At 59.1% G+C, this 12,357-nt stretch carries 9 protein-coding genes and 1 pseudogene; 4 read left to right on the plus strand and 6 right to left on the minus strand.

What is annotated here, in order from left to right; all coding sequences use genetic code 11:
- Positions 1-387 precede the first annotated feature (387 nt).
- The 3 genes from JQ600_RS25365 to soxC all read right to left on the minus strand — a co-directional run bounded on the left by JQ600_RS25365 (position 388) and on the right by soxC (position 3,807).
- The gene (locus JQ600_RS25365) at positions 388-1,626 is read right to left on the minus strand and encodes a vanadium-dependent haloperoxidase (RefSeq protein ID WP_212392223.1); all 1,239 of its coding nucleotides are present in this window, start codon (positions 1,624-1,626) and stop codon (positions 388-390) included.
- Between the two features lie 383 nt (positions 1,627-2,009).
- The gene (locus tag JQ600_RS25370; protein WP_212392222.1) at positions 2,010-2,549 is read right to left on the minus strand and encodes a c-type cytochrome; all 540 of its coding nucleotides are present in this window, start codon (positions 2,547-2,549) and stop codon (positions 2,010-2,012) included.
- Entirely contained in the window at positions 2,536-3,807 is a 1,272-nt protein-coding gene (gene soxC, locus JQ600_RS25375) for a sulfite dehydrogenase (protein ID WP_212000720.1), read from the minus strand. The genes JQ600_RS25370 and soxC overlap by 14 nt, the downstream gene beginning before the upstream one ends.
- Before the next feature lie 398 nt (positions 3,808-4,205).
- On the opposite strand from soxC, the gene JQ600_RS25380 reads away from it, so the two are divergent.
- Together JQ600_RS25380 and JQ600_RS25385 are read left to right on the plus strand one after the other, a co-directional pair.
- On the plus strand, positions 4,206-5,078 hold the full coding sequence (locus tag JQ600_RS25380) for a tetratricopeptide repeat protein (protein WP_212392221.1): 873 nt from the start codon (positions 4,206-4,208) through the stop codon (positions 5,076-5,078).
- Between the two features lie 346 nt (positions 5,079-5,424).
- Entirely contained in the window at positions 5,425-5,763 is a 339-nt protein-coding gene (locus tag JQ600_RS25385; protein WP_212392220.1) for a hypothetical protein, read from the plus strand.
- A 385-nt stretch (positions 5,764-6,148) separates the two neighbouring features.
- Here the strand turns inward: JQ600_RS25385 and JQ600_RS25390 are convergent, their stop codons facing one another.
- Positions 6,149-6,628: a hypothetical protein gene (locus JQ600_RS25390; protein ID WP_212392219.1), complete on the minus strand. Its 480-nt coding sequence runs from the start codon at positions 6,626-6,628 to the stop codon at positions 6,149-6,151.
- Positions 6,629-9,124: 2,496 nt separating this feature from the next.
- On the opposite strand from JQ600_RS25390, the gene JQ600_RS25395 reads away from it, so the two are divergent.
- On the plus strand, positions 9,125-9,601 hold the full coding sequence (locus tag JQ600_RS25395; RefSeq protein WP_212392218.1) for a Phasin protein: 477 nt from the start codon (positions 9,125-9,127) through the stop codon (positions 9,599-9,601).
- A gap of 498 nt (positions 9,602-10,099) precedes the next feature.
- On the opposite strand, the gene JQ600_RS25400 is transcribed toward JQ600_RS25395, so the two are convergent.
- Together JQ600_RS25400 and JQ600_RS25405 are read right to left on the minus strand one after the other, a co-directional pair.
- Positions 10,100-11,290 carry a PHB depolymerase family esterase gene (locus JQ600_RS25400; RefSeq protein WP_212490141.1) on the minus strand — a complete coding sequence of 397 codons (1,191 nt, stop codon included), beginning with the start codon at positions 11,288-11,290 and terminating at the stop codon, positions 10,100-10,102.
- Between the two features lie 5 nt (positions 11,291-11,295).
- Complete coding sequence (locus JQ600_RS25405; RefSeq protein ID WP_211996179.1) at positions 11,296-11,715, minus strand: CopG family transcriptional regulator; 420 nt, start codon at positions 11,713-11,715, stop codon at positions 11,296-11,298.
- 332 nt (positions 11,716-12,047) lie between these two features.
- Between JQ600_RS25405 and JQ600_RS25410 the strand changes: the two are divergent.
- Positions 12,048-12,251: pseudogene (locus JQ600_RS25410) on the plus strand (DNA ligase); the annotation flags it as partial.
- Positions 12,252-12,357: the final 106 nt, after the last annotated feature.

A 12,357-nucleotide genomic window follows, 5' to 3' on the forward strand; every position in this document is an offset into this window, starting at 1 on the left:
GATCAAGAAATTTGTACGCTTCGAGAACGCGCCCCTCGACGAGGTCCGTTCCGGGTCAAACTGAGAAGTCCAGGCGGGCCTTCGGGAAGTCGGCTTTGCCCTCAACAGCGGACTTCGTCAAAGGTTGTCGGCATGTCGCAAAGGCGCCCGAAGCGGACATGCTCGCAACCGACGAGGCGCAGCGCTTCGTCGACAGACCGTCCCTGCCCTTATCGATGACCTCGTTCGCAGACACCAAAAGTGCTTGCGGCACGATCAGCCCCAGCGCCCTCGTGCCCGCGCAGAGGCGACCTCTTCTGTAGCGGCAATCGCGACTACAAAGTTCGGATTTTGATGAATAACCGGACTCGCATCACGAGCCCGGGGTATTACGTTTTGGCTACGGCATTAGCGTGCCGGCTTGAGCGTATTCTCGATCAGGTAGGCCGTGGCCTTTGGGGCTACATCCTCGCTGGCGCGGATCGCGAATCGATAGTGCACGCCACCCCAGACGCGGACATTCTTCTGCTCCTCGGCCATATCGGCCAGGCTGGCGAACTGCCTGGTCCGCTTCGGATCCCGCACATCGGTCGCCGTGAACGGAATGGCCTTCACCGGCCCGAAAACCGATTCCAGGACCGCCACCGCTGTGGTGGCGTTGTAGGTCGCCTGCGACGGGTATTCAGGATGCATCGGCGTCGGATTGAACGATGTCCAGCCGGCATCCCGCTCGGTCGCATCGTTGCCGTCCTGGTCGCCATTGCGGATAGCGGTGACGGGCCGCCAGAAATTGTAGTAGTACTTCGCCTCCCAATTGAGAACGTAGGCGTTCGCCAGACCCATGTTGAGCAGCGCGAACAGGCGCGCACATTCAGCGAGCGGCATTTCCTTTGTCTTCGCAAGCTCGCGCGCCGCCGCTTGCAGCGCAGGGCCGAAATTGACGTTGCCCCAAAATGTTACCGCTTCGGTCTGCTCGGGAGTGCGCGCCGTGCTCTTGGTGCCGCCGAGGCTCTTCACCTCGTTGTAGTCGCGGGCCCACTCTGCGCTCGACAGCGTCGGCGGCGGGCCGGGCCGGAACTGGTCGGCGCCGTTGAGCACCCATGGCTTCGCGCGCGCATATTGCTCCCACGCCGGCAGTGTCGTCGGCACGTAGGCCCCGGGAGCAGCGTGCGGCCTGTAAGCGTCGGGAGCGTTGGTGCCGTCGTTGGCGCGGTCGGCCTGGACCGCGGCGGCCACCTCCATACCCAGCTTGATGCCTTCGGTCTTTGCGGGCCCCTCTGGGATCGCCTTGAGTGATGCCGCGTAGCCCTCTTCGATCTTGGATTTCTGCTGAGGATAGACCTGGGTGAGGATCTGCTGCGCGGCCGCCGCGGCCGCGGCTTCTGCGGATGCGCTTGGTGCGGCCGGAAGCGTTGCGACCACGCGCGTGTAACGATTCTGAACCGTGTTGATCGCGTCGGACATGGCGACATGCACCATGGCCAAGGTGCGGAGTTTGGGATTGTTGCCGACGTCGTTCGCCACCAGATCATTGGTGATGACGTTCCAATCGGTGACTACATCGGCGCGCGCGGGCGCTGCCAACAGCGCTGCCGCGACTATGCCCGGCAGCAAAGTTGCAGCCGATAATCTTAAATCGGATCTCATTTTGCGCCTCCGTTTGTGGTGCCCACACATGCGGACCCTCCACACGGTGGGCACGGTCAGTCTCCTTCTTTCCACTGGCGTGGACTATTGGTCGAGATGACGCATCCTGGCTGTTTGGCTTTTGGACTGGCTGTCTGCCGAATTCTGTATAACTCTACCGCTTCGTCCGAAAGTGGCGCAGCTCTCGCTGCGGCGCATAAATTGGGCTTTAACGGGGCACGGGGGCGCGAGACCACCCTTGCGGGCATAATGTCCGCTTTAGCTCATTTTCAGACCTCGCTTCACACAAGTGCGAAGTCTGCGTCAAACCCATTAAACGGACATCGTCAGGCAGTGCTTCCACGTCCGGAAAGTGCCAAGCGGACCAACGGCCGGCCCCGAAGCTACTTCGGATTGCGCGGGAACGGGATAAACCCGTCCCGGTTCGGCATTCTCACCTTGGGCAGCGACTGCGCATCGATCACATCGTTCGACCCGACCATCCCGTTGAGATCGAGGATATAGGCCGTTACCGCGTAGACTTCGTCCGCGGTAAGCGATTTCGACTCTTGGAATGGCATTGCGCGACGTACATAGTCGAACAGTGTTGTTGCGTAGGGCCAGTAACTTCCCACAGTCTTTATCGGTGTTTTGTCCGGTGCCAGTGTGCCCATACCGCCGACGAGCGCTCCAGCGAGCACGACACTAGGCCCGATTCCCCTATCGCCGTGACAAGCCTGGCATTTCGCTACGTAGATGGCTTCTCCCTCGATGGCGGTGCCACGACCAGGCGGCAGACCTGCGCCATCCGGTCCGATGCTGATGTCCCACGCTGCGATGTCGGCGGGCTCGATCGATTGCCCGAACTGCGGGGATTGGGCCAGAGCGGCCGATCCGCTAGTCAGCACAGATACGCAGACTGCAACGGATTTAGACGTAAACATTGCTAGCCTCCCCCTTCTCGTCGATGCGCCAGCTTGCGATGGCGTTGTAGTGGTAGACCCCACGCAAGCCGCGCTCGTCGCCGAACTGCGCGCGCGTTGGCTGCATCATGCCCGTGTCGTCGGTGGCGCGACTCTGCAGCACGGCGGGACCGCCGTTCCATTGCCATGCTGCGCGGAAGCGCACCGGCGCCTTTGGCAGGATCGGGCCCTGCAAAGCAGCCGGCGCCCAGCTTCGTCCGCCGTCGGCCGACACGTCGACTTGTCGGATGCTGCCGTTGCCCGACCAAGCCTGCCCGGAAATCTCGTAAAATCCCGGTCCCCTCAGCGTGAGTCCCGGCGACGGACGCGTGATAACGGATTTCACTTCCATCGGGAATACGAACTGCCAGGCCTTTTCATCCTTGAGCAGGATCGTGTATTTCGATGTTTCGTCTTTGGTCATCGCGGGGTCGGCAGTCAACTTGAGCCGGCGCAGCCACTTCACGTTCATGTTGCCTTCGAACCCAGGCAGCAGCAACCGCACCGGATAGCCATTCGAAGGCCGCACTCGCTCGCCGTTCTGATAGAGACAGAGCAGCGCATCATCCATCGCCTTGGCGAGTGGGATGCTGCGGCTCATGGCGGCAGCATCTGCGCCCTCGGCGATCACCCAGCGCGCCTGAGGTTCGATGCCAGCTTCATCGAGCAACGTGGAGAGCCGCACGCCGGTCCATTCCGAGCAACCCAGCAGGCCGTGAATAGCCGCCACATTGAGCGGCTGCGCCTGAGGCGCGTTGAGCGCCTGGCTGTTGCCGCCACACTCGATGAAGGCGATGCGCGATTGCATCGGATAGCGCGACAGCGCTTCGACCGTAAACACAAGCGGGCGCTTCACAAGTCCATGGATCACCAGTCGGTGTTGATCGGGATCGATTTCTGGGACGCCGGAATGGCTACGCTCGAAATGCAGCCCGGATGGCGTGATCATTCCTTCGAGCATATGCAGCGGCGTGCGTGACGCGCCGACACCGGCCGGGTTGGGGGGCGGCGGAAAGACTTTGATGACCTTGCTCTCGAACGGTGAAGGCTGGCCGTAGCCCCCAAATCCCGGACCCGGCACCTTCATCCATGGCTGCACCGTAAGCGGTTCTGCCGATCCGCGGGACAGGCCCGCGCTGGTCGCACCGGCAACGAGCGCGCCTTCAAGAAAGATGCGGCGGCTTAGAATTCCATTGCCCGCCGCCGGATCGCCTGGTTCGGGATGAGTTTTTCCAACCATGAGCAGCCCTCCCTCGTTGCGGTCAAATTAAGCATTTCGCCTGCCCATGCGCACGGCGAATGCTCGGTGATAACCAGCAAAAAAAAGATGGTCGGTTTTATTGAGCGTGCGATGCCCGCCGACGGCATTCCCCGGTGCCAATCGTCTCGAAGACGGAGACGTCGGCCCGTCCCGTCTCGAAAAACAGCTTTAAAGAAGATTACAGGATCCCACGCCCATCCAAAAGACCTTCATATTGGCTACGATGTCGCACAAACAATGCAGTCAAAGCCAATGGTCCCATGTCCGTGATGGGTCATTCGCGTCGGTTTTAGCCGGACCACGGCACTTCCGGTCTACCCCGGTGAACGGACATTCTCAGGATAGGCAGGCATGTCTCAAAGGTGCCAATAGGCGACATGCTTGCAAAGGCACGGATCCGGGCTAATGCGCAATGGTCGTTCGTTTGTGTCCGCAAGGGGCCCTCGGCGGTGAACCTTTCGCGGGCGGCCCGCGACAAACAAGCCGCCATCGTCGCGACGGCGGCGCGTGCCGCGCCGATCGCGCGACGCCAATTGAGGTTTCCCATGCCGATCGTCCGAATCCTCTTGGTCCTTCTCGCGCTCGCTTCGCCGCTGTCGATGGCGGGAGGCGCTGTTGCGGGGCCGTTTGAGGATGCGCAGGCGGCGCATAGCAGACGCGACTACGCAACCGCGCTACGGCTCTGGCGTCCGCTGGCCGACCAAGGCAATGCCGAGGCGCAGTACGCACTCGGGTTCATGTACGACGGCGGCCAAGGTGTGCCGAAAAATTACGCTAGGGCTGCAAAGTGGTGGCGCCTCGCAGCCGATCAAGGCCATACCTTCGCCCAGTACAACCTGGGGACCTTGTACGACAACGGCAATGGGGTGCCTCAGAACAAAGCTGAAGCATTGAAGTGGTATCACCTTGCCGCCGAGCGCGGTAACGATGGTGCGCAGTTCAACGTCGGGGTCCTGCATTTCGCGGGCGTGGCCGTGTCCGAGAACCGGATCGAGGCTGCGAAGTGGTTTCGCCGCGCTGCAGACCAAGGTCATATTGGAGCGCAGGTATACCTTGGCCTCTGTTACGCTACGGGACTAGGCGTGCCGCAAGACAATATTCAAGCATACATGTGGCTCAGTTTGGCGGCTGCGCGAAGTGACCAAGATGCGATCAGCAATCGAAATCGCGTCGCGCAGCAGATGACCCCGGCACAGATCGCCGAAGCGCAGAAGCTGGCGGTTGAGTGGAAGTCGAAACCGGAACGGTAGTATTCCCGTGCGTCGCGGAAGCAATGTCTGCTGTGGGTCATTTGCGGAAGTTGACGTCCGGGTCGGCGACTTCCGATCTTCCCCTAACAACGGACTTCACTCGTCAGATCCGCTACTTCTGAAAAGTGCCAGGACACCGAGTCGAGGGTTCGCGCGCCGGTCGCCGGCAACGGTTTGAAATAACCCTCTGACCATCGTAGCCGGGCGGCAGGATGAGGTATTTCCCGCCCTCGTAGGGATAGACCTTGGTGAACTTTCTAATCGCATCGGCCACGGGCTTCGGATCGTTGTTCTCCAGGAACGAGCGGCCGAACCATATGACGAGGTTGGTCCGGGCGCGGGTCCTATGTCAAAACTTCGAGAAACAATGGGGCCCATCGTTTGCGCGGTGCTCTGCTTAAACATCCCGGTTGCTCAAGCCGGTCCCTGCAGCGAAGACATTGCTCAATTCGAAGCGGCCATACGCCAGTCCGCGGGAAATCCGAACGCGGGATTGACAGCGCCACAGTCGGTTGGCGATCAACTTGATCGACAGCCAACATCCGATTCTTTGAAACAAGCCCAGGAGCGCTTGCAATCAAAATTCTCAGCGACATTGGCCCGCGCCAAACGGTTTGATGCTAAGGGTGATCGCACAGGCTGCATTCGCGCGCTTTCTGCGGCCAAGCGAATGTATATTCTTTGAAATCAGAATTGAAATTTCTGAGTACGTTGGTGAGGGCCATTCACTTACCGGTGCGCTATTTGCCAGGCAGTTGAAACGGTGCGGCTCGTTCGCCGCCAGCCTCCGACCAGCCAGCCGAAAAGATTGCTGTAAAGCGCATGGTTGATTGCGTCGGGCTCAAATTTCGCCGAGCCCGGACGCTCGTTTACGTTAGGGTGGGCTGGGGATCGTTAATCTAGGTGAGGAATTCTGCAAGCGAGGCGCGCTGACAGGTGTGAATCCCACCGAAGGCCGATCGTTTCGTTTGTTCAGGCATCACCGACCCTCTGTCAAAACTGTTGATGGCTCGCTGGTAAGTGCGAGCCGCCAAAGCAATAGCAACTTTCGTCGTTCGATAAGAATCGCCTCAGGGTCCTTGCCGATAGCGGCAGTACTCATCGCCGTTGTCGTATTCGATGCAGATCTTCACGCGCCTCCGAGGGCGATCATCGTCGTAGCTTGGATAGTCCCGGTGTCGGTCCGCACGGTCCCAACCTCGATTGTCGCGGTCGTTTCGATCGCTGTATCGACGCCGATCCATGTCGGGCTCGCGATATTCTTCGCGGTCACTGCGTCGCACTTCCGGACCCATTTCACGGTCATCGCGGCTCATACGGTCGCCGTCACCCCGGCGCATCCGCCAGTCCCGACCCATTTCCCGCTCCTCGATCTTGGGTTGGGCCCGGTCGGTGCGTTGATCGCGCGGTTGCTGGGCATTCTGGTCGGATGGGGCGGGTTGAGTAGGCACGCTTTGCGGCGACGAAATCGGCGGCCTCCCTTCGCCCTGGGCAAAGGAGGGCAGGCTCGATGAGGCCAATAAGAGGCTGGCGAGGACAACAACGCGCATGTATTTTCCTCCGGTGAAGTGGCCACCAGTAACGATTTCCTGATGGATTGGTTCACCTCAAAGGTAGCTATTCGGGACGCGCTGACTGCAGCCTATAGAGGATGTTAGGCAGGCGTCGCTTATTGATACTGTTGATGTTAAACGTCGCGACCCACGGCGACGGCCTGCGCGACCCGAATATAGTCAAGCAGCGGCGCGCCGGCGTCCTGATGGTCGACGAGCTTGACCACATTTGGCTCCAGGTCCGGCGGAACAGAAACGACGGGCCTGGCAAAGCCGCGGGTTTGAGCACCGGCTGGTTCGGTGTGTGCCCATGCGTGCCTGCCCGCTAGTTCCTCCATTAACTGTTCCGGTGTGAGCAATTTTGACCACTACGTCGGCTGCCGGACATGCCAGATTATCCCGATCACCGCTCCGCCTTCGGCTTCCATCGGTGACTGAGAGTGTTGCGCTCCCGCCTGACCAAAAGGGATGCATCACATGCCCCAACCTCATACCCGTCCAGAACCGTCGCTGATCCCATTTGAGCGGCCCCGCTGCCCCCAATGTTCCAAACGAATGATGCTGACCATGATCAGCCCAACGTCTGACCGCGATGACAGCCGGACCTTTGAGTGCGCCAATTGCAATCACACGATGACGCGCACCGTCGCGCGAGATCCGATGTCGGATAAGTCGGGCTGGCAATCCAACAACCTCAAAGCCCCGGAGTGAGGCTGTGCTTGTCAGCCCCAGCACGACACTTGAAGAACGCCTGATTAATTTGGCACGACGGGTCCGGTCAGATGTGGAGACGCTTGCGCCATGCAGCGAGCGCGACGAATTAGTCCAGAAGCTTCGCCAGATTGAAACGGCACTTGATATGAGCGAGTTCCTGCTGTCCTCTGGTTCCAATCGCTAGTATGGCCGCCTCAGTTTGGCGGCCTTTTTCATTTCGCGAGCCGCAGAAATGCGGCCCTATCAGGGGCCGGGAGGCTGCGCTGGGGGCCGCCCATTCCAACCGCAACGCTGAAAAAAAAAGCGCCAACGGCGAGTAAAGTTAACGCAACTTGGTTGGATCGTTCCCCGAACTACTTTGGAGTACTTCCGCGCTCCAGAGCTTACGCCCTCATTGGAACCTGAGCCGAGATAGAAGTTCAAACGTCATTCTAAGTGGTTTTTTGTCACGGAGTGCATTGTGAGTGACACGCAAGAATTTAGCAGGCTGGTGGTCGGCGCTCGCTTCAAGATGAGTGAACTCGGAGCCACTCGATGCCGCTCGCTGGCCGGCAAGACTGGGATCGTGGTCGAGGTTTTCCGAAGCAATACAGGCGTCACCGTTCTATTCGATGGTGCCAACAGACCAACTTGCCTGCACCGTGATTTTATCACCCCGATCTCGCGATGACGCATTGGCCGGACTTTACCCGCTTATGAGAGAAGGTGTTGTGGCGGTGGCGCGGGCGCCTTCCATCCCCCCGCGCGTCACGGCCTCGGCGTCCCGGTCCGGAGATTGCTGTGAAAATGTCCAAAATTTGCCGGGCTTTGTGCCGGGTAAGACTACGGGCCCTGACTTTTCATCATCCACTTAGTCGTTGGTCCCTTTTAACTTTTTAGGTGGCCCTTTTTGGTCCACGCCAGCGCCGCGTTCTTGCCGCGGTCTGTTCGTTCCCCGAAGGGGGTAGTCCGGAACAGAAACGGCGATTGCAAAGAGGGAACGCCTTACCGCGCGCCAAGGGATTTAGACCGTAGTTTTAAAATTCGAAGCCGCAGGCGGCCTCTAAGCTGCGCCCGCATTTACTTCCTTGCGACGGCCGATCACACTTCAATTACCCCGGGTGCTGACCCGAGTCTTCAGAACAACCTCGCCGTCGGGAATGCCAAGGGCATCGAATACAGTGGACTGTATGGGCACCCGCGCTTCAATTGTGTTGCCCCGCGCCGCCGCAAGATGGCGCCGAACGGCCTCTGCGGCATGGTGCCTGTCCGCAACGCGGGCGTAGTAGGTTTTGGAAGACTCAAAGTCATCCGACGGGCTCTCCTTCACATTGACAGCCCAGCCACTCGACATCAAACTACTTCCTCACGATCCGCGCAGCGCGCCGATGGTCGTTAGATCAAACCTCAATTACGGGATGATGTTCCAGGCACTGCCGAGCTTCCTACTCCGCCGCGGCGACCACCTTCTCGACGGCACGCACCGGCGATAAGCATCGCAGATTTGAACAGCGCTGATAGGATGGCGACCAGCCAAACTTGGCTTTAATGCATCTTCACCCGGAGACGCATGGGGCTATCTGATCCTAAGCCTCCAGCTTCGAGGTAGCGTGGAAGGATTACCTGCCGCGATGCACTGGACAATCTGGCATATCCGGAAACCGATATACTGGTCAAAACACCTCAACGGGTGGGCATTAATCCGCGTCGCACTGTAATTCGATGGAACGTTGAACTGCTCAGCATGTTGGCTCTTCAATCATGACCGTTTTGGTCAATAATAATCTTTGGAGTGCTGAAATGACCAAACGTAAAGCGCCAACGGCGTCAAAGCCCGCCCGCAGTTCGAAAGTAACCGCGAAGGCCCAACGGGCCAATTCGGCTGTTATTAGAAGCTCTAAACCCAGCCGCGTGCGCTCGGTTGCAGCCGACCCGATTAGATTGTCCCCCAAGGGTCATGCCCCGAAACAAGCGGCTGCCATTCTTGAGAGTCCGGCGATGGCACTGCAGGACTCCGTCAAACAGATCATGAGCGAAACGGAATTAAAGAAAGGTTTTGATTTTTCTTCAGCCACGGCAACAGCGCGGGCGTATCAAGCAAAGCTGTTGGAAATGGCACAAGCCAACATGCAATTTGCGCTTGAATTCGGACCGAGGCTTGCGTCGATCAGGTCGCCCTTTCAGTTACTCCGCGTAATTGAAGAGCTCACAAAAGAGCGGATCGCAATGTTCCGCAAGTTCTCGAATGAATTGGTTGAACTAAGTATTAAGCGATGAAGTCCCAAAGGCCACTTATCCGAGCAGCGACACTTCCATCTTTACGGACATATAAGTAGAGGACGGTGGATGTTCGATTAATGATGTGGCAGTCAATCGCGTAATCGCGTTGCGAATGATGCTTTGAACTCACGTCATCAATGGAAACGTGAGCGAGGTTGCCCTCCCCCTATCGCTGCTTTCCTGATCCACTGCGCCGCCGATCTGACGTGCAAGCGAGGCAATCAATTTGAGGCCAGATCCGTTTTCGTTAAGATTCTGGATGCCGACGGCCGTTGTCGGATACCGTCAAACGGGCCTCACCATTGCCGATACCCGACCAGGCGCACCCTTATCCTACCGCCCTCCGGGCCGAATGCATGCTTGATACTGTACATCGCAGTCTCATTTAAAATGAGGATCAATGCAGATTGGCCGCCGGCTTTAGCTGGCCGCAATGCTTCACATGAGGGTGGTCGTCTTAATATCAATTGCCGAAAGGCCGCTCGTCGCTGGTCGTCAAGGAAGCGAATGCCCGAGGAAAAAACGCAATATTTCCCTCGTTGCGTCCGGTCCCCGCGGATCGGTGTACGAGCCCGCAGGACTACCGCCCGACCAAGCGTGGGCAGCGCCATGGATATTCCAATACTCCAGGATTTCGCGTCCGCCCGCGTCGGTGTGGGTCGTGCGGGTGTACTCATGCCCTCCAGGTATCTGCCCGCGATGCACCGTTTTTTGCGTGCTCGTTGTACCTATGGCCTGTTCAAGAACTTGACCGCCATTGTTTGGATGCACGGTGGTGTCGCGGTCACCGTGAAAAATAACTGCCGGTACAGACGGCCCGTTGCCGGAAATGCCCCTGCGACCGGATCCGCCGCCTTGCCGCATCGCGGCAAATGCGGAGGGCATGTCAGTAGCGGCCCCGCAGGCGAGGCCGGAATGGATCCCTACCGCCGCATACAGATCGCTGTACGTTGCTCCCATGATAGCTGCAGCGGCCCCTCCGGCCGACAGTCCGGCGACATAGACGCGTTTTGGATCGACCGAATAATCGCGCATGACCTGGCGGGTAATGCCCGCGATAAGCGAGGGCTCACCGCCGCCGCGTTGCTGGTCGCCTGCGCGAAACCAATTCCAGCACTTCGATTGGTTGGCGTCGCTGCGCTGGGCCGGATAGACCACGAAACAGGTTTGTTCTTCTGCGATGAAGTTCATTCTCGTACCGGCAGCGAAATCATCCGGCGACTGGGTGCAGCCGTGAAGCATCACGACCAAGGGAATCGGCTGCCCCTGATAGCCACTAGGGACGAAGAGCTTGTAAGCTCGGCTTCCCGCCGGATTGCTGTAAGCGGCTTCGATGAAATTCGTCCCGTCCGGCGCGATTTCCGATGTCGACGGCGGGGTGCGCTTCACGCCTCGCATTCCGAGCCAGGAGCCATCCTTTGCTCGATCGAGTAACGGCCGAAGCCCGCGGGGTGGAGCGGAAGGGGCCTGCGCCAAGTGCGCGCTATCGGTCTCTTCGACGTCATTGACCTTCGCATCGATGGTAAGCGGCTCGCGGCCTGTAAGAGGGATGCGCCCCGCCGTGCGCCATATCGCGTCCGGCGTGCGTTTGCCGCCGAGCATGCGCTGAAGTAGCGCCGTGGCCTCCGCGAGTTGGCCCGCATGCGTCAGCCGTGTGGCTTCGCGAATCGTGTCCTGATCCAGCATCGAATTTACCCTATTCTGTCGGCGAGAGCGGCCTTGACCGCCGGACTGGCGTGCAAAGCTCCGAGCACGGAGACTGAGCCAATGGTGGCGCGGGCGAGATCGGCAGTGACGTCTTGGGCGATGCTGGCAAGGCCCAGAACATTGATGTGCACCATCTCGCCGGCCCGCCGCGCCGCTTCGAGATCCGCTCGGCTGTAATTCCTCAGACCGAGCTCCAGGCTTTTTCGGGCCGCGGACTGTTTGACTACGTCTGCGTGCCGTTCGAGTTGGTTACGGATCGCTGTTCGGATAAAATCAGTGCGGTTCGAATAGAAACCTTCCTGCACCATCAAATCCACGTGCCCAAGATCGACATACCCGAGATTGATCGTGATTTTTTCGGTCTCGGCAGGCTTTGGTCGCAGTTCGTGGACATTAGGGGGCATTTCTCACCATCCATATACCATCTGTATGGATGGTATATGGATGGCGAGAGCCGGTATTCAAGGGCGCGCCGGCTGAATGATTGTGCGCCGTCGCCCCCGACCATCGGCAATGGTTTGGGCATTGCGGTGACGGCCGCATTTGTGGCTCGCAGTCCGCTGTCTGACTCAACTGCATCAGCAGATTGGTCTGCTCTGCGAGCCATAAGCGGTTGTGTCCGGAAGATCCGCTTTTCCAGACGGACTCGCCTTCCGTCGATATGCCCGGAACTATGGATGGGCTGGGACTCGCTCACGTGCGCGCGCGGCATATAAAGCTTTATCGTCGTCCCTTCGCCGACGACGCCTGGCACATTAGCGCCGGATCCGCGATCATCGACGGCGAAATCGTCGTTCCGGCCGCCGACGGCACCACGGATTTTTCGGTCCTGCAAAACGAAGTGAAGGGCAAGTCGACGCGCATCGTGATGGTTGCCTTCGACCTGCTCTATCTCAATGGCTACGACCTGCGAAAATTGCCGCTGATCGAGCGTAAAGCGCCGCCGGGCTATCCATTTCGATCCCCGCGGCGTGGCAAATATCGATCGCATGATTCAACCGGGTTTTGCCCTTGATTTCGGATGTTTCGAGCTTTCCTTTGAATCT

It is taken from the genome of Bradyrhizobium sp. AUGA SZCCT0176 (assembly GCF_018130145.1).
Lineage (GTDB): Bacteria > Pseudomonadota > Alphaproteobacteria > Rhizobiales > Xanthobacteraceae > Bradyrhizobium.